This window comes from Pseudomonas sp. HMSC066A08 (genome assembly GCF_001813025.1).
In the GTDB taxonomy this organism is placed as follows: domain Bacteria; phylum Pseudomonadota; class Gammaproteobacteria; order Pseudomonadales; family Pseudomonadaceae; genus Pseudomonas; species Pseudomonas aeruginosa.
Genome location: NZ_KV811329.1, coordinates 1 through 18,361, shown reverse-complemented (window position 1 = coordinate 18,361; position 18,361 = coordinate 1). Strand labels below are relative to the sequence as shown.

The following is an 18,361-nucleotide window of genomic DNA, read 5'->3' as shown; positions in this document are numbered from 1 at the left end:
TTCTCCGGGCAATAAAGCGGACAGGATACCCAAGTGCGTCCCGCTGCGGTAACCGCCGCGGCGGCCTCGAACTTACCGCATGGCGCTGCCGCCCAGGCCGGCGAGGTACAGGTCGAGCAGGCGGTCGTCGAACTCCGGCTCGCGCACGGCGCTTCCGCGCAGGTGTTCCTCGACGTTGGTGCAGTCCCAGAGATAGGTGTCCTGGTACAACTCGACGGTGCTGCGGCCGGCGTACATGTTGTCGCGGAACATGCTCAGCAGGGGATAGAGCGGGGCGTCGCGATTGTCTTCCCAGAGACTTACCCAGTCGTCGAACGGCATCTGCCGGAGGGGACGCCCGGCGCGTCGCCCGAGACGGCCGAAGAACTCGTCCAGGGTCAGGCAGCGCGGAATGCTCGGCACCAGGTTGAATTTCTTGCCCAGCGCCGAAGGCTGGCGGGCGATGAGGCTGATCGCCTCTACCATGTAGTCCACCGTGGTCAGGCCCTCGCGCAACTCGCGCAGGAGCGGCACGGCCCGGTACTCCAGGCAGGTCCGCGCCAGCCGGCTCCACCACTGGTAGTCGGCATAGGCGCCGGTACGGCTGTGGCAGGTGGCGTAGCCGAGGCGGAAGGTCATCAGCGGCAGGCCGCGTTCGGCGGCGAGGTCGGCGATCTTTTCCATCACCCATTTGCTGCGCACGTAGCCCATGTCGGTTACCACCGCCGGCAGGTTCTGGTCGATGTCGTCGTCCTCGCGCATCAGGCGCTTGCCGGTATGCAGGTGGCCCCAGCTGTACACCGAGATGCTCGACAGCAGCATCAGCGGCTTGCAGCGGCCGCTGGCGCAGAAGCGCAGGACCTGGCCGAGCCCCTCGACGTTGTCGCGCTTCATGTAGCTGTATGGCTGGATGAAGTTCACCGCGCTGGCGGAATGGAAGACCTGGTCGACGCTGCCGGCCAGCTCGCGATAGGTTTCCGCCGGTAGTCCGAAACCTGGTTCTGCGAGGTCGGCGGCGTAGGCCCTGACCCGTCGCCAGTCCGTCTCGGCGAGTTCGATGCGGTGCTGCCGGGCGGCCTGGCGCAGGCGTTCGAGGGCGTGGGCGTCGTTTTGCGCACGGACCGGACAATGCAGGTCGGCCTCGCGGCTGGCCAGCAGCTCGGCGAGCAGGTGGGCGCCCATCAGCCCGCTGGCGCCGGTGAGCAGGATGTGCCGTGGCGCCAGCAATTGGGCGGTGTCCATGGGCCGGCTGAAATCCACGTCGGCGGGCAGGCGCACGTCCCGTTGCAGCTCCTGGGCCGGTTCGCTGTCCAGCGCCGGCGGCGCTTCGCCGGCGCGCCGCGCCAGGCTGGCCGCCAGTTGGCGCACGCTCGGGGTGCGGTAGAGGTCGTGGATGTAGGCACGGTTGCCGAAGCGCCGGCTCAGTTCGCGCACCAGGGCGGCGGCCAGCAGGGAATGGCCGCCGACCTCGAAGAAGCTGTCGTCCAGGCCGAAGTCGGTATGCCCCAGCACTTCCTGCCAGGCCAGGGCCACTTGCAGTTCGCCGGGGGTACCGAAGCGTTGCTCGTCGAGTCGTTCCTGGGATTGTTCGTCCAGGTGTCGACGCAGAGCCTGGCGGTCGATCTTGCCGTTGACCGTGGTCGGCAGGCTGTCCAGCGACAGGTAGCGGCTGGGCAGCATGTAGTCGGGCAGTTCCTGGCGCAGTGCGGTCTTGATGGCGGCGAGCACGGCCCTGGCATCGCCGTCCTGCTGGCGGGGGACCACGAAGGCGCTCAATTGCTGGCTACCGGAGCGTGGGTCGGCATGCGCCAGCACCACCGCGCCGTGGATAGCCGGCTGGCGCAATAGCGCGGCCTCGACGTCGCCGAGTTCGACGCGGTGGCCGCGGATCTTCACCTGGTCGTCCAGCCGACCGAGGAACTGCAGGCTGCCATCGGCCAGCCAGCGGGCCCTGTCGCCGGTGCGGTAGAGCCGGCGCCGCAGTGCCTGCGAGCAGTGGAAGCGCCTGGCGGTCATGTCCGGGTCGCGCAGGTATTCGCGCGCCAGGCAGACGCCCGCCAGGTTCAGTTCACCGGGTCGGTCGCCATGGCAAGGCCGGTCGTCGGCGTCGAGGATGAATGCCTCGCAGCCGTCGATGGGCGTGCCGATCGAGGCGGGTCGCCGATGTGCTTCGGCGTCGACGATGCGGCAGGTGGCGAAGACCGTGGCCTCGGTCGGGCCGTAGTAATCCACCACGGTATAGGGCAGCCCGCCGGTTGCGACCGGCGGCAGTTTTTCCCCGGCGCAGAACAGGTAGCGTAGCGCCAGCGACGGCGGGGCGGGCTGCTCCGCCAGCGCGGGCACCATCACGGTAGGCGCGAAGGCGTGGCTGATCCGCTGCTCGGCGAAGAATGCCAGCAGCGCCGCCGGGTCTGGGCGCACCTCGTCGGGCACCAGGTGGAGGCAGGCGCCTGCGCACAGGGTGGACCAGATTTCCCATTGGGAAACGTCGAAGCCGACGCCGGCCATCAGGGTGGTGCGGCTCCGTTGGTCCATCTCGAAGCGCCGGTTGTGCCAGCCCACGAGGTTGGCCAGGGAGCGACTCTCGATCACCACGCCCTTGGGTTCGCCGGTGGTGCCCGAGGTGAAGATCACATACAGCGCTTCGCTGCCGTCGAGCGCCGGTCTCGGCGCGGCACCCGCTGCACTCGTCGCGAGCGCCTGTGCGATGACCTCCACCGGTTGCCCCGGCAGGTCCTCGGCCTGGGTGGCGAGGGCCAAGGGGGCCTGGCATTGGCGGAGGATTTCCCGCTTGCGCCTGTCGGGTTGTCGACGGTCCACCGGTACGTAGGCCGCTGCGCACTTGGCGGCCGCCAGGATGGCGATGACCAGTTCGGCCGAGCGTTCGGCCAGCAGGGGCAGCAGGTCGCCCCGGGCGACGCCGCGCCTGGCCAGGTGGGCGGCCAGCCCGTCGCTGAGCCGGTCGAGTTCGCGATAGCTGAACGAGCGCTCGCTATCGACGAGGGCGGGGCGTTCGGGATGGGTATCTGCGTGTTGCCTGAATAAGCCAAGAACAGAATCTTTCGACATGGCTGAGACTCCTGTCTTGCCGGTGGAAAAGACGTTATCCGTGGTTTTTCAGCGTATCGAGCGGGGACCAGGGGGAAGGCTGGCGATAGGCCTGGTCCAAGGCTAGCCCCGAGGGGAGATGCGGCAACTGCCATTTGGTACAGGGTAAGGAGGGCTCGCCGCCGGGGTGCCAGGGGGCGCCCCGGACGTTTTCGGAAGCGGGACCGGACTCAGTCCAGCGGGCCTTCCCGGTCGTCGAAGATCGCTTCTATAGCCAGTCCGAACACCCGGGCGAGCTTGAAGGCCAAGGGCAGGCTTGGATCGTAGCGGCCGGTTTCGATGGCGTTCACCGTCTGCCGCGATACCTCCAGCTTTCCGGCCAGCTCCGCCTGTGACCAACCGCGCTCCGTGCGCAACTCGCGAACGCGGTTCCTCATGCATAGCGCCTCAGTCCCAGGACGCAGCCGATGGCCCAGAACGCGCCCATCAGGGGCCAGACGAAGAACATCGAGAGTTTCGGAAAGCCGGTGGTTTCGAGGAAACCGTAGGTGAAGGTGAGCAGGGCGGTGCCGACGAAGGCCAGGGCGAGGGCTTCGAGATGGATGCGCCGGGCCATTTCGTCGAGGCGCCGCAGGTAACGGATCACCACCAGTGCCAGGGCGACCATCGGCGGCACCGGCAGCAGGGCGAGGAAGACCCGGCCGGCGCCCGGTTCCGTGCCCGCCAGCAACTGGCCGCTGATCAGAACGGCAGCGGCATAGCCGACCAGCGCGAGAAGCAGTTCGAGGAAGAAACGTCTGTGGGTCATGGTTGAATCGTCCGTGTAAAGGGTGCTTTACATTGGACGGGAGGCTGTTTTTTGTCAAGCAGGCTTTACATTTTCCGTGGACTTGCCTTGGCGGGGAGACTCGGGGATGGTAGCGGGCGGCCTCCGGGAGAGCGGCGAACCGGCGCCGACGCCGGAGGCGCCGCACTGGAACCTGGGTTTCGCCCGCGCCCGGCTGGAGGCCGCGGAGCTGCTGCCGGTGGCAGGCGGCGAAGGCTGGGAAGTGCTGCATTTCGCCGACGTCGGCGCCCTGGCCTGGTACCTGTCGAACCTGCCCTGGGTATTTCCCGGTTTTTCCTTCGGGCGCCACCGCGAGCGCCTGCGCGGCTTGTACGAAAGCGGCGAGCCGCTGGCGGTGCGGCAGTTTCTCTTCTGGCTGGAGGCGCGCAGCCCCCAGGCCGCGGGCGGTTAGAGGAAGAGTCGCTTCACCAGCTCGGTGCGGCTGCGCGCGCCGGTCTTGCGGAACAGGTTGAGCAGGTGGGTCTTCACCGTCGGCAGGCCGAGTCCGAGGCACTGCGCCAGGCATTTGTTGCTGACGCCGTCGCGCAGCAGCAGGGCGATTTCCCGTTCCCTCGGCGTCAGGCCTTGCAGGCGCTCGGCGTTGGCCGCTGGCGTGGCGCATGCCTGCGCCGCCAGTTCCATCAGGCCATGCAGGGCGCGCAACTGTCGCAGTTCCTGCTCGGAGAAGGCTCCTAGCCGGGCGTCGCGCAGTAACGACAGGGCCGCCACCGGACGCTGCTGCGCATGCGCCAGTACCTCGACCACGTCGCAGATCCCGTGGCGTCGCAGGAAGCCCTGGTACAGCGCGCTGTCCTTCGCGGGCTGGCGGGCGATACCCTGGCGCAGCGGCACCACCGGCGAAGCGCTGGCCAGGCAGTGGCGCGGCTGCAGCGGATCGTAGTCGCGGTAGTGGCGCAGGTAGTCGCGATGCATGCCGGCCGGCATCCGCAGGAGCTGGAAGTCGTATGCGCGACAGTCCTCGTCGATGCGATAGAACACGCACAGGCTGGCCGGCACCACCTGGGTGAAGGCCTGCATGCAGCGCGGGCCGAGGTCGGGCGACAGGGTCGAAGACATGGCGCGGGGCTCCCGTGGGACGAGGCGGCGGGACGCCCACTGTCCCGCCTGCCGGGCAGAATGTCCATGCCCCCGCGTGCCGTCTTGTCTTTCTCTGCCTGGCTTGGCAGGCAGCGGCAAGAAACCCGGCAGGCTGGAGCAAGCGAGCGGGGGAGCGGCGGGTCCAGAGTATTCCCGGGTAGTAGGCGCATGCACGACGCAGCGCCGTCGCCAAGCCGAGGAGCACACATGAGTATTGCCATCGACCCGTCCGTCAGCGCCTTCTTGCGCAGTCCCCATGGCCTGCTGATCGACGGTGAGTCCGGGCCGGCGCGTTCCGGCGCCGACATGCCGCTGTACGACCCGGCGACCGGCGCCGAGCTGGCTCGCGTGGCCCGCGCCGGCGCCGAAGACGTCGACCGGGCAGTCGCTGCCGCGCGGCGCGCGTTCGAAGGCAACTGGGCAGGCCAGCGCCCGGCCGATCGCGAGCGCCTGCTGCTGCGACTGGCGGAACGGATCGAGGCGCATGGCGAGCAACTGGCGCAGTTGGAAACCCTGAACAACGGCAAGTCGATCAACCTGTCGCGGGCACTGGAGGTCGGCGCCTCGGTCGAGTTCATCCGCTACATGGCCGGCTGGGCGACCAAGATCGAGGGCCGTAGCCTCGACCTGTCGATCGCCGCGGTCCCAGGCGCGCGCTACCGGGCCTACACGGTGCCGGAGCCGGTGGGCGTGGTCGGAGCCATCGTGCCGTGGAATTTCCCCTTGCTGATGGCGATCTGGAAGATCGTCCCGGCCCTGGCCTGCGGCTGCACCGTGGTCCTCAAGCCGGCCGACGAAACCCCGCTGACCGCCCTGCGCCTCGGCCAGTTGTGCCTGGAGGCAGGGATTCCGCCAGGAGTGGTGAACATCGTCACCGGCACGGGCGCCGAGGCCGGCGCGGCACTGGCGGCGCACCCGGGCATCGACAAGCTGGCGTTCACCGGCTCGACCCCGGTGGGCAAGCTGATCGGGCATGCGGCGGTGGAGAACATGACGCGTTTTTCCCTCGAACTCGGCGGCAAATCCCCGGTGATCATCCTCGATGACACCAGCCTGGACATGGCTGCCGCCGGTTCCGCCGGCGCGATCTTCTTCAACCAGGGGCAGGTCTGCACTGCTGGCTCGCGCCTCTATGTGCAGCGCAAGCGTTTCGACCAGGTGCTGGAACGCCTGGCAGCCATCGCCGGCGACCTGAGCATCGGCCCCGGCCTGGATCCGACCACGCAGATCAACCCGCTGGTCTCGGCCAGGCAGCAGGAGCGGGTCCTGGGGATGATCGAAAGCGGGGTGGCTGAGGGCGCCAGCGTGGTCTGCGGTGGGGCGCGCCAGGGTGAGACGGGGTTCTACGTGCAGCCGACGATCCTTGCCGACGTCACCCCGGGGATGCAGGTGGTGCGCGAGGAAATCTTCGGGCCGGTGCTGGTGGCGACGCCCTTCGACGATCTCGACGAAGCGGTGCGCCTGGCCAACGACAGCATCTACGGGCTCGGTGCGAGCATCTGGTCCAACGACCTGCGCCAGGTCATGGACCTGGTACCACGGATCAAGGCCGGCACGGTATGGGTGAATGCCCACAACCTGCTCGACCCGTCGATGCCGTTCGGCGGCTTCAAGCAGTCCGGCATCGGCCGCGAGATGGGCCATGCGGCGATCGAGGCGTACACCGAGAACAAGTCGGTGTGCATCGCCTACTGATATCGATGAAGTTGGGGTGAGCCGATTCGTTCGGCTCTTTCGCTGCCCTCCGCGGCAGCCTTTTGTTCGACACGCCTCGCCTGTCGGCGGAGCGTACGGGACGCCGGCGCGTCCCGCAGGGAGCCTGGCGCGCCCTGGCAGGGCCTGACGCAAGAACAACAACAGCAACGCTGCCGTCGAGGATACGTCGATGTCCAACTCCAGACTCACCCAGCACCTGCTTCGCGGGCGGGTTGGTTTTCCCACCGCCCTGGCCAGTTCGGTCGGGTTGATCATGGCCAGCCCGGTGATCCTCACCGCCACCACCGGCTTCGGCCTGGGCGGCGGAACCTTCGCCGTGGCGATGCTGGTGGCGCTGCTGCTGATGCTGGCGCAGTCCACCACCTTCGCCGAAGCCGCCTGCCTGCTGCCGACCCGTGGCTCGGTCTACGACTACCTGTCGTGCGGCCTCGGGCGCTTCTTCGCGATCACCGGCACGCTGTCGGCCTACCTGATCGTCCATGTGTTCGCCGGCACCGCCGAGACCATGCTCAGCGGCACCATGGCGCTGGTCAACTTCGAGTCGCTGAATACCCTCACCGAGCCGGGCGGCGGCGCCTGGCTGGTGGGCGTCGGCATGGTGCTCTGCTTCGGCCTGCTGAATGCGGTGGGGATCACCGCCTTCGGTCGCGCCGAAGTGATCCTCACCTTCGGCATGTGGAGCACCCTGATGATCTTCGCCGTGACCGGCCTGCTGCGCCTGCCCGCGGTGGAGTTGCAAGGCTGGTTCGGGGCCTCGATGGTCGGCGACGACCTGCCGACCCTGCTGTCGCTGGTGGGCATGGCGATGTTCATGTTCGTCGGTTGCGAATTCGTCACGCCGCTGGCGCCGGAGGTGCGCCATGCTTCGCGGACCCTGCCGCGGGCGATGGCCCTGGGGTTGGTCGGGGTGGCCAGTTGCATGTTCCTCTACGGCGCGGCAATGCGCCGGCAGGTGGAAAACCTCGACCTCGGCGGCGGCCTGCACCTGCTGGAGACGCCGATGGCGATCCCGCGATTCGCCGAGCAGGTGATGGGACCGTTCGGACGCATCTGGCTGGGCGTGGGCCTGCTGTTCGCCGGGGCCGCCACCATCAACACCCTGATGGCCGGCCTGCCGCGGATTCTCTATGGAATGGCGCTGGATGGCGCTTTGCCGAAGGCCTTCACCTACCTGCACCCGCGCTTCAAGACACCGTTGCTGTGCATCGCCGTGGCAGCGGCGATTCCCTGTCTGCACGCCTGGTGGCTGGGCGGCGACAGCGAAGGGATCATCCACCTGGTCCTGGCGGCGGTCTGTGCCTGGGGCACCGCCTACCTGCTGGTGACCCTCTCCGTGGTGCTGCTGCGCATCCGCCGTCCGGACCTGCCGCGGGCCTACCGCTCGCCGCTGTTCCCGCTACCGCAGCTGTTCTCCAGCGCCGGAATCCTGCTGGGGATGTTCTACATCACGCCGCCGGGGATGAACCCCGCCGACATCTACCTGCCGTTCGCCCTGATGCTCGGCCTGGCGGCCGCCTACGCCCTGTTCTGGACCCTGTGCGTACAGCGGGTGAATCCGTTCCGTCCGCTGGCGGTGGAAGAGGTGCTGGAGAAGGAGTTCGCCGAAGAGGACCAGCAGCAACGGGAGAGGGCGCATGTCCGCCTGGGCGCGCTGGTATGAGCGCCACTGGCGCGACTGGCGGCCAGCCGCCTATCGCCCCGGGGCCACCCTGGCCCTGGTGCGGCGCAACCTGGCTGCGTGCGACGGCGAGGCGCAGGACGGCAGGCTGTTGCTGCGTACGAAAGAGCTGAGCCTCGAGGTTCGCGAGCGGGTCCAGGCGCACCTGTTCATGCATATCGTCAGCACCGAGTTCAGCCTGTTCGTGGCGGCGCCTGGGGGGCCGCCGGCCAGCCTGGAGCTGCGTCACGCCGGTTGCCTGCGGCGTCGTGGCATCCTTTGCAAGGTACGCAGCGGGAGCGGGCTCGAGCCGTTGCGGGAGGCCTTGCAGGGGGGCGACCGGGCCTTGCTGGAGCAGCTCATGCCGCTGGACTTCCGGAGTTTGCGCCTCTGCCGCGACGACAGGGGCTGGACCGTGAGCCTGGAACACCTGGGGGCGTGCGAGGTGGTCAACCGCTTCCCCGCCTATCGCCGCTACATCCCCCTGGTCGCCGAGCAGCGCCTGGCCCTGCTGGGCGCCTTCGCCCAATTGCAGCGCCTGCTTTCTCCCGCCTGAACGGCCCTTGCCGGCTCTCCCGGATGCGTATCCGCCGGTCCATTTGCGCTAGCTTGTGGGTATATCGATAACATGTTAATCATATCGGCAGCGCTGCGTGGCTCGGTAATTGCCGCGCCATACAACAATAACGATGGCCGTTGCCGTCAGGAGGTGCCCGGTGCATACCCTGTCTTCCGCACACAACAGCTTCGAAGCCTGGAACCAGGCGTTGCGCCAGGTCTGCGGGCGCTTCGAGTCGCAGCCCGCGCTGAACCGGACGCTGTTCATCGGCGATATCTCGCGGCAGGACCTCGGCGGCCTGGAACTGGCGCAGATCCGCACCAACGCCGGGCGCATCGCCCGCCAGGCCACCCATGCCGATCATGACGACGACCGCCACTGTTTCCTGGTCGTCCAGCGCAGCGGCCATGCACAATTGCGCCAGGATGGGGGCAGCATAGAGCTGGCGCCAGGGGAAATGGCACTGATGGATTCCGCGGGCGGTTGCGAGATCATTCCCCATGGACTCATCGAACACACCTCGTTCCATCTCTCCCGCGAACAGGTATGCCGGCACCTGCCACCCAGCCAGCGGGCCTTCGGCAAACTCTCGCCGAACTGCGCCAGCGGTCGCCTGCTGAGCCTGCTGGTGCAGCAGGTGTGCGCCGGAGAACTGCAACCGTGGGCGGTGGCGGACGAGGGCGGGGCGTTGCAGGAGGCGCTGATCGCCCTGCTCGGGCCGGCGCTACAGCACGCCGGCGAGGAATTGGAGGGACCGCTGGCCGGGCTCTATGGCTATAGTCTGCGCCGGCACGCGGAGCGCCTGATCGAGCAATCCCTGCAGGAGCCGCGCCTGAGTCCGGACATGCTCGCCGGCCGCCTGCGCATCTCGGTGCGCCAGTTGTACCGGTTGTTCGAGGAGCAGGGCGACAGCGTCTGCCGCTACATTCTCCGCCAGCGCCTCAGCCGCAGCGCCGCCGACCTCGGCAACCCACGGCTGCGCGGCGAATCGATCACCTCCATCGCCTTCAAGTGGGGTTTCAGCGACTCGGCGCATTTCAGCCGGGCGTTCAAGAAGCAGTTCGAGGTTTCGCCCAAGGACTATCGGGCCGGCGCGCTACCGGCCTGACGCCGCCGCGCGCTGCCATTCGTCCCGCCGATCCGCGCCGCAGGCGGAGCTGGCCCGGTGAATGCTTGACGCTTCACCGGAGGCACAGCAAGAATGCGGCGTGTCAGGTTGCATGAAAATAACGGCGGCGCTGTCCGGGGTACCTGCCGCGACAAGCAGCACCCGATGCCCGCACCTTTCATGTCGCCAGCGAGGCGCAGGATGTCATTGCCTTGGGGCGTGCGCCGCGTCGCTATTCACTATCAGATTTCGAGTGCCCCCCTACACCATGCGAATGCGCCTGATGCTTTTGGGCGGCGGTAATGCCCTTGGACAGGCGCTGATCCGCCTAGGGGCGGAGGAAGACATCGGTTTCCTCGCGCCCAGACCACCCGAGCAGGGCTGGGATGCCGCCAGCCTCACCACCCTGCTGGACGAAACGCGCCCCGACGCGGTGATCAACCTCGCCTTCTACCACGACTGGTTCCAGGCCGAGCAGGTCGAGGCGGAGCGCCTGGGCGCCCAGGAGCGCGCCGTCGAGCGCCTCGCGGAGCTCTGCCAGCACTACGAGATCCTCCTGGTCCAGCCGTCCAGCTACCGGGTCTTCGATGGCGCCCGCGCCACCGCCTACAGCGAGAAGGACGAGACCCTTCCGCTGGGCTTGCGTGGCCAGGCGCTCTGGCGCATGGAACAGAGCGTGCGCGCGGCCTGCCCGCGACATGTGCTGATCCGCTTCGGCTGGCTGCTGGACGAAAGCCCGAACGGCTTGCTGGGACGTTTCCTCGGCCGTGCCGAACAACCGCAGCCGCTGTTCCTCGCCGACGATCGGCGCGGCAACCCGACGCCGGTGGACGACGCCGCGCGGGTGGTGCTCTCGGTGCTCAAGCAACTCGACTGCCAGGCGCCGCTGTGGGGCACCTACCACTACGGCGGACTGGAAGCGACCACCACCCTGGCGCTGGGGCAGGTGATCCTCAACGAGGCGCGTACCTATCGCTCCAACCTGATCCAGGAGCCTTCGGCGGAGGCGCATGCCGCGCGCCCGGACGCGCTCGACGAGCCGCAGCACGCGGTGATGGTCTGCAAGAAGATCCTCCACACCTTCGGCATCAAGCCGCGCGCCTGGCGCGCAGGTTTGCCGGCTCTATTGGACAGGTACTACAGGCATGTTTGAACGACCCATCCTGATCACCGGCGGCGCCGGTTTCATCGGCTCCCACCTGGCCGACGCGCTGCTGGCGCGCGGCTACCGCGTGCGTGTGCTGGACAACCTGTCCACCGGCAAGCGCGACAACCTGCCCCTGGACGACGAGCGGGTCGAACTGGTCGAGGGCGACGCCGCCGACGCGGCGACCCTGGCGGCCGCCCTGAAGGACTGCGCGGCGGTCGCCCACCTGGCCGCGGTCGCCTCGGTACAGGCCTCGGTGGACGACCCGGTCGCCACCCACCAGAGCAATTTCATCGCCACCCTGAACCTCTGCGAAGCGATGCGCGAGCAGGGCGTGAAGCGCGTGGTGTTCGCTTCCAGCGCAGCGGTCTACGGGCAGAACGGGGAAGGCACGGCGATCGACGAAGACACCCTGAAGTCGCCGCTGACGCCCTACGCGTCGGACAAGCTGGCCAGCGAGTACTACCTCGATTTCTATCGCCGCCAGCATGGGCTGGAACCGGCGATCTTCCGCTTCTTCAACGTCTACGGGCCGCGCCAGGACCCATCCTCGCCCTATTCCGGGGTGATCAGCATATTCACCGAGCGCGCCCTGAAGGGGACGCCGATCACCGTGTTCGGCGACGGCGAGCAGACCCGCGACTTCATCTACGTCGCCGACCTGGTCGATTTCCTGGTCCAGGCGCTGGAGGCGACGGCGGTGGAACCTGGGGCGGTGAACGTCGGCCTGAATCGCAGCATCAGCCTGAAGCAGTTGCTGGCGGAGATCGGCCAGGTGCTCGGTGGCCTGCCGCCGGTGACCCACGCCGACGCGCGAACCGGTGACATCAGGCATTCGCGGGCGAACAACGAGCGCCTGCTGCGGCGTTTCCGCTTCGACCAGCCGACGCCGATGGGCGTGGGCCTGGCGCGCCTGCTCGGCCGCTGATCACCACCAGGGCTTGTTCAGCGCCAGGTAGAAGATCCCGCCCAGCAGGGTGAGGCTGAGGACGCTGAGCAGGCCCTTGCCGGGGCCCCGCGCCATCCGCAGGGCGAACGCCGCGCAGACGATGTAGCCCAGCAACAGTCCCAGCTTCGCCTGCAGCCAGAGCGGCAGCGGCCAGGGCATCGCCAGGTGCACCAGGCCGAGCGCGGTGAGCAGCAGCAGGGTATCCACCAGGTGCGGTCCCCAGCGGCGGATGCCGCTGGCCTTGCGCCCCGACCAGTTCCAGGCCAGGCGCCAGGCGAACAGGGCGGCGCTGCTGAGGGCGAAGGTGATGTGCAGGGTCTTCAGCCAGAGGTACATGGGGTCCGTTTCCGCAGGATGAAAAAAGGCGCCCGAAGGCGCCTTTTCCCGTTGGGGGCGCAAGCCCCGCGACAGTCTACGACTCAGAACTTGTAGCCGAAACCGATCATGTAGACCCACGGATCGACGTCCACGTCGACCTTGGTCTTGTTCACGCCCAGGGCGCTCGGGCCGTTGATGCTGGCCTTGGTGTCGATGTCCATGTACCAGACGGCCATGTTGAACAGCGCGTGCTCGTTGAGCATGTAGTCGAAGCCCAGTTCGCCGGCCAGGCCCCAGGAGTCCTGCAGCTTCATGCTGCTGAAACCCTGCGCCTTGCGGTTGCTGGCGAGGTCTTCGTCGAAGAAGGTGGTGTAGTTCACGCCCAGGCCGCCGTAGGGCTGGAAGGCGCTGTTGGTACCGCCCATGGGGTAGTACTGGAGCAGCAGGGTCGGCGGCAGTTGCTTGATGTCGGCCAGCTTGCCGTCCAGGCCCGGGCCGAGGCCCTTGACGTCGACCTGGTGGTTGAACGGGGTGGCGGCGACCAGTTCCACGCCCCACTTGTCGGCGAACATGTAGGTGAAGGTCAGGCCGAGCTGGGTGTCGCTGTCGACGGTCGCCTTGGTACCGCGCTGCTTGGCGCCGTCCAGCTTGATGTCGGAACTGCTGTCGTCGGGATCGACGGTGGCGAAGCCGCCACGGATGATGAAGTCACCGGCCTTGTGTCCTTGAATATCCGCAGCGGCGAACGGGGAGGCGACGGTGAGGGCCAGCAGGGAAGCGGTAAGCCAGGACTTACGCATGATGAGCTCCATTCCTTGTATTAGAAAGTGTTGGTGCTGCTAATGGTCAGCCAGCTAACAGTTGCCTTCCTTGACACAGCTCAATCAATCCTAGGAGCAAATGTGACCGCCGCAACGTAAATGGCGCGGCGGATTGTCGCATGTCGTTCAGCCACCTTCGTATTCGTAGGGCGTCACCTTGCTCGCCTGCATGCGGTAGCCGGCCGCCGCCAGCTCGCTGCTGGCGTTCTCCACCTTGAAGGTGCCCTCGACCCAGAACGGCTGGTACAACTCGTCCATCTGCACGCCCTTGGCGGTCTTCACGTAGACGATCTGGTTCGACGGCGGCGGCGGTACGTGGATGCAGGCGCCGTAGTAGGGCACCAGGAGGAACTCGGTGACCAGCCCGGCCTCGCTGATTTCCAGCGGTACGATGTAGCCCGGCAGCTTGGCCTCGATGCCGTCCAGTGCCTTCACCACCGGGGCGTTGGGGCTCTGCTGGCTGGCCGCCGGGCCGGCTTCGCTGAGGGCGTTGGCGAGGTCGTGGATCGGCAGCGGCGCGGGGGCGGGCGGGGCGCCGGCCGGGATCAGTTGCGACCAGGTCAGTTCGCGCGGCGCGGCGCGCGCCACGGCACTGCCCAGGAGCAGGGCGAAAGCCAGCAGGAGGACGGTCAGGGAGCGCAGCATCGGGGAATATCTCCGGGTCATAGGCGGATCGACAGGCCATCGGCCAGGGACTGGCGGTAGGCGCGCCAGGCCGGCACGCAGCCGATCAGCACGGCGGCCGCCAGGATAGCCCCGAGCAGGCTCCACTCATAGTCGCTTGGCCAGGCCAGCGGCAGGTAGATGCCGTAGTTGGCCTGGACGTAGCCCTGGCTGGCGGCGATGCCGAGGTAGAGCAGGCCGAGGCCGAGGGCGACGCCGGCCAGCGCCAGGCTGAAGGCCTCGGCCAGCAGCAGGCCGAAGATGTGCCAGGGGCGCGCGCCCACCGAGCGCAGGATGGCCATCTCCCGGCGGCGCTCGTTGAGGCTGGTGAGGATCGCCGTGAGCATGCCGATCAGGCCGGTGAGGACGACGAACAGCGAGACCACGAACAGTGCCTTCTCGGCGGTGCCCATCAGGCCCCACAATTCCTGCAGGGCGACACCGGGGAGGATCGCCATCAGCGGTTCGCCGGGATAGTCGTTGACCTCGCGTTGCAGGGCGAAGGTCGCCACCTTGCTCTTCAGGCCGACCAGGAACGCGGTGATCGCCTGTGGTTGCAGGTCCATGTGCCGCGCCTGCTCGGCACTGACGCGCCCGGCGCCCATCGCCGGCACCCCGTTGCGCCAGTCGACGTGCAGCGCCTCCATGCCGGCCAGGGATATGTGCAGGGTGCGGTCCACCGGGGTACCGGTGCGCTGGAGGATGCCGACCACGGTGAACGGCTTGTCGTCGTGCTTGACCAGGCTCACCGTGCTCACCCCATGGGCCAGCACGATCTTCTCGCCGAGCCTGTAGTGCAGGGCTTCGGCCACCTCGGCGCCGAGCACCACGTCGAACAGGTCCTGGCCGAAGGCGCGGCCCTCGGCCAGTTGCAGTTCCTGGCCGCGGCCGTAGCGGTAGTGCTCGAAATAGCCGGCATCGGTGCCCATTACCCGGTAGCCGCGGTGCGAGTCGCCGAGGGAGATCGGGATCGCCCACTTCACCCGCGGGTTTTCGGCGAAGTGCCGGTAGCTGTCCCGGCGGATGTTGTTGGTCGCGTTGCCGATGCGGAATACCGAGTAGAGCAGCAGGTTCACCGAGCCGGAGCGCGCGCCGACGATCAGGTCGGTACCGGAGATGGTACTGGCGAAGCTGGCCTTGGCCTCGGTGCGGACCCGCTCCACCGCCAGCAGCAGGCAGGCGGAGAGGGCGATGGCGAAGATCGTCAGCAGGGCGGTGAAGCGGCGGTTGGCCAGGCTGGCCAGTGCCAGTCGGAAGAGATACATGCTCAGAGTCCTGCCGGCCGGGCGGCGCGGTTGAGATCGGAAAGGGACAGGCTGCGGTCGAACAGCCCGGCCAGGCTCTGGTCGTGGCTGACGAACAGCAGGCTGGCGCCGGCCTCGCGGCATTCGGCGAAGAGCAACTGGAGAAACGCCTCGCGGCTGTCGGCGTCGAGCGCCGAGGTCGGCTCGTCGGCGATCACCAGCTCCGGCTGGCCGATCAGCGCGCGGGCGGCGGCAACCCGCTGCTGCTGGCCGATGGACAGGCTGTCGGCGCGGCGTTCGTGCAGTTCGCCGCCGAGGCCGAGCTGGCCGAGCAGATGGCTGGCGGCCTGCGCCGGGCTACCGTGGCGTTCGCGGGCGCGCTGACGGCGCAACGCGGAAAAGTGACAGGGTAGCTCGACGTTCTCGCGTACCGAGAGGAACGGCAGCAGGTTGAACTGCTGGAAGATGTAGCCGGTGTGGTCGACGCGGAAATGGTCGCGGCGCGCGGCGGACAGCTTTTCCAGGTCCTCGCCGAGCAGGCGGATGCTGCCGCGACCGGGCTTCTGCACGCCGCCGAGGAGGCCGAGCAGGGTGGTCTTGCCGCTGCCGGAAGGCCCCTTGAGGAACAGGCTCTCGCCGCGTTCGAGATGGAAGTTGGGAATGTCCAGCAACTCCGCCTGGCCGGGCCAGGCGAAGCCGAGGTTGGTCAGGGTGATCAGTGCGCTCATGGGGGTAGGGGCGGAACGCTCCGCCGGAGCCTCGAGAATGGATGGAGGGGCGCCGCGCCGAATCCCTCGCGGCGCCTCCGGAACGATCCTACAGCTTCAGCTCGGCGCTGGCCGGAGCCAGGTCGGCGCCTTTCTGGCCGTCGGGACCGATCAGTTGTACCTGAATTTTCTGGGTGGCGGGGAAGCGCTTGAAGAACTCGGCGAGGGTCAGCAGCTTGAGCAGCTCGGGCTTCTCGCAACTGAGCTGGTAATGGGCGTGGATATCGGCATGACCGTGTTCGTGTTCGTGGCCTGCCTTCTCCTTGTGCGCGTGGGCCGGCGCCTTGTCGCCGAACAGCGGACTCCGCAGTTCCTGGCTGGCCACCGAGCAGCCGGCGGTGACCGGCAGGGCGAACAGCTCCAGCGGTTTTTCCAGCTGAGCGCGGGCCTTGGCCACGGCGGCCTTGTCCGCGTCGGTGCTGGCGGCGTGTTCGAAACCGACCAGGTTCATCGCCGGGCTGTCCAGCTCCAGTTCGAGGGTCTTGCCGTCCAGCGCCACGTTCAACTGGGCGACGCCGTGCTCGTGCTTGCCCAGACTGCCGTGGGCGTGGTCATGGTCGTGGTCGTCATGGGCATGGGCGGCGAACGGCAGCAAGACGAGGGCTAACAGCAGTGGGCGCATGGGCGGGACTCCGAGAGAAAGAGATAATTTTGTTACGTTATAACGATTTTTTCCGTGTGCCTAGTGGGGGGCTACCCCACTTCCATGGACGGTTTGAAAAAGGGCTGAAAACTTCAGATCTTGCCGGGCGACTCGACGACGCATTCGTGGGTTGTGAAACCGCTCGATGTAGTCGAATAAATCCGCCCGTGCTTCATCACGAGTGCGATACGACTGATGGGCAACGCGCTCCCATTTGAGCTGACCGAAGAAGCCTTCACAGGCAGCGTTGTCGCCGCAATGTCCGACGGCACTCATGCTGCAGACCAGCGTGTTGAGATTCAGAAAACGCTGGTAGTCCGCACTGGTGAATTGGGTGGATTCAACCGGTCGTTGCAACACCTTTGATCGTGGAGGTGTTTATGGGGCGACCTACAGGGTGGATGCGGGAGTTGACGGGGCGAGGGGCAATGCGCTCGCCAGGTGCCCCGTCACTTCGCCGAGAGATCGAGCGGCTATTTTGGGAACGATCGCAACCGGGATCACAAGCGAAAGGGCGGCAGAGGCTATTAGCGTATCGTCAGCGGTAGGCACACGCTGGTTCCGTCATCGCGGCGGAATGCCATTATTCATGTCGAACCACATATCAGGAAGGTACTTGTCGTTCGCTGAGCGAGAAGAGATCGGGCTGCTCCGGGCGCAAAGTGTTGGTGTGCGTGAGATTGCTCGCCATCTTGGACGAAGTCCGTCGACCATTTCACGGGAGCTGACTCGTAACGCAGCAACTCGTAGCGGCCGGCTCGAGTATCGCGCTTCAGTCGCGCAGTGGAAGGCTGAATTGGTTGCCAAGAGACCGAAGCCGGCGAGATTGGTGACCAACCCGCAACTGCGCCATTACGTGCAAGAGCGCTTGGAAGGCAAGGTTCATAACGCTAATGGCCGTGAGATTGCCGGTCCTCTACAGGCACCATTCAAGGGACGAAATAAACCACATCGTGGTGACCGTAAATGGGTCAATGGCTGGTCACCCGAACAGATTGCCAACCGGCTGCAAGTCGACTTCCCGGATGACAAGTCCATGCGTATGTCTCACGAAGCCATATATCAGGCTCTCTACATTCAAGGGCGAGGCGCTCTCAAGCATGAACTGGTGAGTTGCCTGCGTACTGGGCGGGCGTTGCGCGTACCAAGAGCCAGGGCGCAGGCCAAAGCATGGGCACATGTCAGCGAGGATGTCATGATTTCCAGCCGTCCTGCTGAGGTGGAGGATCGTGCCTTACCGGGGCATTGGGAGGGTGATCTGATCATTGGCCTGAACCGATCCGCCATCGGGACGCTGGTCGAGCGCTCAAGCCGATTTACCATGCTCGTTCATCTGCCTCGCGAGGAAGGTTACGGGCCGACTCCCCGGACGAAGAACGGCCCCGCTCTTGCTGGCTACGGTGCTGTCACCATGACCAATGCATTGAAGAGGGCCGTGACTGGCTTACCCGTTCAGCTGTGGCGATCATTGACTTGGGATCGTGGAAAGGAGCTATCGGATCACGTCCGCTTTACCATTGAGTCTGGAGTAAAAGTCTTCTTTGCCGACCCTCACAGTCCATGGCAGCGCGGTACGAACGAGAATACAAACGGTCTTCTGCGGCAATATTTCCCGAAAGACACCGATCTGTCTCGTTGGAGTTACCAAGAGATCCAAGCCGTAGCTCATACGCTGAACACTAGACCCAGGAAAACGCTCGGCTGGAAAACACCTGCCGAGGTACTGAACGACTATCTAACATCTATTCAGCAACCCAGTGTTGCGACGGCCGATTGAATCCACCTTGGCTGCCGCGATCCGAATGCAGGATCACTGAC

16 protein-coding genes and 3 pseudogenes are annotated in these 18,361 nt (G+C 66.7%); 8 read left to right on the top strand and 11 right to left on the bottom strand.

What is annotated here, in order from left to right; all coding sequences use genetic code 11:
• Window positions 1-72 precede the first annotated feature (72 nt).
• From HMPREF2886_RS21795 to HMPREF2886_RS21785, 3 genes are all read right to left on the bottom strand, one after another.
• Window positions 73-3,048 (bottom strand): non-ribosomal peptide synthetase, encoded by a 2,976-nt coding sequence (locus HMPREF2886_RS21795; RefSeq protein ID WP_070748341.1) that lies wholly within the window; start codon window positions 3,046-3,048, stop codon window positions 73-75.
• 209 nt (window positions 3,049-3,257) lie between these two features.
• Window positions 3,258-3,464: a helix-turn-helix transcriptional regulator gene (locus HMPREF2886_RS21790; RefSeq protein ID WP_033969649.1), complete on the bottom strand. Its 207-nt coding sequence runs from the start codon at window positions 3,462-3,464 to the stop codon at window positions 3,258-3,260.
• The gene (locus tag HMPREF2886_RS21785) at window positions 3,461-3,835 is read right to left on the bottom strand and encodes a hypothetical protein (protein WP_033969651.1); all 375 of its coding nucleotides are present in this window, start codon (window positions 3,833-3,835) and stop codon (window positions 3,461-3,463) included. Before HMPREF2886_RS21785 ends, HMPREF2886_RS21790 begins: the two co-directional genes overlap by 4 nt.
• A 133-nt stretch (window positions 3,836-3,968) precedes the next feature.
• Here HMPREF2886_RS21785 and HMPREF2886_RS21780 point away from each other — a divergent pair.
• Window positions 3,969-4,265: pseudogene (locus tag HMPREF2886_RS21780) on the top strand (class I SAM-dependent methyltransferase); the annotation flags it as partial.
• Here the strand turns inward: HMPREF2886_RS21780 and HMPREF2886_RS21775 are convergent.
• The gene (locus tag HMPREF2886_RS21775; protein ID WP_033977714.1) at window positions 4,262-4,930 is read right to left on the bottom strand and encodes a helix-turn-helix transcriptional regulator; all 669 of its coding nucleotides are present in this window, start codon (window positions 4,928-4,930) and stop codon (window positions 4,262-4,264) included. The pseudogene HMPREF2886_RS21780 and the gene HMPREF2886_RS21775 overlap by 4 nt on opposite strands.
• Window positions 4,931-5,158: 228 nt before the next feature.
• Here HMPREF2886_RS21775 and HMPREF2886_RS21770 point away from each other — a divergent pair, with 228 nt between their 5' ends.
• The 6 genes from HMPREF2886_RS21770 (at window position 5,159) to HMPREF2886_RS21745 (ending at window position 12,066) form a co-directional block, all read left to right on the top strand.
• Complete coding sequence (locus tag HMPREF2886_RS21770; protein ID WP_003113043.1) at window positions 5,159-6,646, top strand: aldehyde dehydrogenase family protein; 1,488 nt, start codon at window positions 5,159-5,161, stop codon at window positions 6,644-6,646.
• A 190-nt stretch (window positions 6,647-6,836) separates the two neighbouring features.
• Entirely contained in the window at window positions 6,837-8,327 is a 1,491-nt protein-coding gene (locus HMPREF2886_RS21765) for an APC family permease (RefSeq protein WP_042165169.1), read from the top strand.
• Window positions 8,302-8,880: a DUF3156 family protein gene (locus HMPREF2886_RS21760; protein WP_003132379.1), complete on the top strand. Its 579-nt coding sequence runs from the start codon at window positions 8,302-8,304 to the stop codon at window positions 8,878-8,880. The genes HMPREF2886_RS21765 and HMPREF2886_RS21760 overlap by 26 nt, the downstream gene beginning before the upstream one ends.
• 160 nt (window positions 8,881-9,040) lie before the next feature.
• On the top strand, window positions 9,041-9,991 hold the full coding sequence (gene feaR, locus HMPREF2886_RS21755; protein WP_033969660.1) for a transcriptional regulator FeaR: 951 nt from the start codon (window positions 9,041-9,043) through the stop codon (window positions 9,989-9,991).
• 268 nt (window positions 9,992-10,259) lie between these two features.
• Window positions 10,260-11,144 carry a dTDP-4-dehydrorhamnose reductase gene (locus HMPREF2886_RS21750; protein WP_070748339.1) on the top strand — a complete coding sequence of 295 codons (885 nt, stop codon included), beginning with the start codon at window positions 10,260-10,262 and terminating at the stop codon, window positions 11,142-11,144.
• Window positions 11,137-12,066 carry an NAD-dependent epimerase/dehydratase family protein gene (locus HMPREF2886_RS21745; protein ID WP_070748337.1) on the top strand — a complete coding sequence of 310 codons (930 nt, stop codon included), beginning with the start codon at window positions 11,137-11,139 and terminating at the stop codon, window positions 12,064-12,066. Before HMPREF2886_RS21750 ends, HMPREF2886_RS21745 begins: the two co-directional genes overlap by 8 nt.
• Here the strand turns inward: HMPREF2886_RS21745 and HMPREF2886_RS21740 are convergent, their stop codons facing one another.
• From HMPREF2886_RS21740 to HMPREF2886_RS33675, 7 genes and pseudogenes are all read right to left on the bottom strand, one after another.
• Complete coding sequence (locus tag HMPREF2886_RS21740) at window positions 12,067-12,423, bottom strand: SirB2 family protein (protein WP_039026721.1); 357 nt, start codon at window positions 12,421-12,423, stop codon at window positions 12,067-12,069.
• Between the two features lie 83 nt (window positions 12,424-12,506).
• Complete coding sequence (gene oprG / locus HMPREF2886_RS21735; RefSeq protein WP_003093337.1) at window positions 12,507-13,205, bottom strand: outer membrane protein OprG; 699 nt, start codon at window positions 13,203-13,205, stop codon at window positions 12,507-12,509.
• A 147-nt stretch (window positions 13,206-13,352) separates the two neighbouring features.
• On the bottom strand, window positions 13,353-13,871 hold the full coding sequence (locus tag HMPREF2886_RS21730) for a DUF3299 domain-containing protein (protein WP_003105266.1): 519 nt from the start codon (window positions 13,869-13,871) through the stop codon (window positions 13,353-13,355).
• 17 nt (window positions 13,872-13,888) lie between these two features.
• Entirely contained in the window at window positions 13,889-15,154 is a 1,266-nt protein-coding gene (locus HMPREF2886_RS21725) for an ABC transporter permease (protein ID WP_070748335.1), read from the bottom strand.
• Between the two features lie 2 nt (window positions 15,155-15,156).
• The gene (locus HMPREF2886_RS21720) at window positions 15,157-15,861 is read right to left on the bottom strand and encodes an ABC transporter ATP-binding protein (protein ID WP_033969664.1); all 705 of its coding nucleotides are present in this window, start codon (window positions 15,859-15,861) and stop codon (window positions 15,157-15,159) included.
• A gap of 88 nt (window positions 15,862-15,949) precedes the next feature.
• The gene (locus tag HMPREF2886_RS21715; protein WP_034075853.1) at window positions 15,950-16,522 is read right to left on the bottom strand and encodes a DUF2796 domain-containing protein; all 573 of its coding nucleotides are present in this window, start codon (window positions 16,520-16,522) and stop codon (window positions 15,950-15,952) included.
• A 60-nt stretch (window positions 16,523-16,582) separates the two neighbouring features.
• Window positions 16,583-16,879 (bottom strand): annotated as a pseudogene (locus HMPREF2886_RS33675) (IS3 family transposase); the annotation flags it as partial.
• 65 nt (window positions 16,880-16,944) lie between these two features.
• Here HMPREF2886_RS33675 and HMPREF2886_RS33670 point away from each other — a divergent pair.
• A pseudogene (locus HMPREF2886_RS33670) lies at window positions 16,945-18,320 on the top strand (IS30-like element ISPa37 family transposase).
• Window positions 18,321-18,361: the final 41 nt, after the last annotated feature.

Coding starts and splice junctions, on each gene's coding strand:
- HMPREF2886_RS21795 (WP_070748341.1), bottom strand. CDS start 3,048: ATGTCGAAAGATTCTGTTCTTGGCTTATTCAGGCAACACGCAGATACC.
- HMPREF2886_RS21790 (WP_033969649.1), bottom strand. CDS start 3,464: ATGAGGAACCGCGTTCGCGAGTTGCGCACGGAGCGCGGTTGGTCACAG.
- HMPREF2886_RS21785 (WP_033969651.1), bottom strand. CDS start 3,835: ATGACCCACAGACGTTTCTTCCTCGAACTGCTTCTCGCGCTGGTCGGC.
- HMPREF2886_RS21775 (WP_033977714.1), bottom strand. CDS start 4,930: ATGTCTTCGACCCTGTCGCCCGACCTCGGCCCGCGCTGCATGCAGGCC.
- HMPREF2886_RS21770 (WP_003113043.1), top strand. CDS start 5,159: ATGAGTATTGCCATCGACCCGTCCGTCAGCGCCTTCTTGCGCAGTCCC.
- HMPREF2886_RS21765 (WP_042165169.1), top strand. CDS start 6,837: ATGTCCAACTCCAGACTCACCCAGCACCTGCTTCGCGGGCGGGTTGGT.
- HMPREF2886_RS21760 (WP_003132379.1), top strand. CDS start 8,302: ATGTCCGCCTGGGCGCGCTGGTATGAGCGCCACTGGCGCGACTGGCGG.
- HMPREF2886_RS21750 (WP_070748339.1), top strand. CDS start 10,260: ATGCGAATGCGCCTGATGCTTTTGGGCGGCGGTAATGCCCTTGGACAG.
- HMPREF2886_RS21745 (WP_070748337.1), top strand. CDS start 11,137: ATGTTTGAACGACCCATCCTGATCACCGGCGGCGCCGGTTTCATCGGC.
- HMPREF2886_RS21740 (WP_039026721.1), bottom strand. CDS start 12,423: ATGTACCTCTGGCTGAAGACCCTGCACATCACCTTCGCCCTCAGCAGC.
- oprG (WP_003093337.1), bottom strand. CDS start 13,205: ATGCGTAAGTCCTGGCTTACCGCTTCCCTGCTGGCCCTCACCGTCGCC.
- HMPREF2886_RS21730 (WP_003105266.1), bottom strand. CDS start 13,871: ATGCTGCGCTCCCTGACCGTCCTCCTGCTGGCTTTCGCCCTGCTCCTG.
- HMPREF2886_RS21725 (WP_070748335.1), bottom strand. CDS start 15,154: ATGTATCTCTTCCGACTGGCACTGGCCAGCCTGGCCAACCGCCGCTTC.
- HMPREF2886_RS21720 (WP_033969664.1), bottom strand. CDS start 15,861: ATGAGCGCACTGATCACCCTGACCAACCTCGGCTTCGCCTGGCCCGGC.
- HMPREF2886_RS21715 (WP_034075853.1), bottom strand. CDS start 16,522: ATGCGCCCACTGCTGTTAGCCCTCGTCTTGCTGCCGTTCGCCGCCCAT.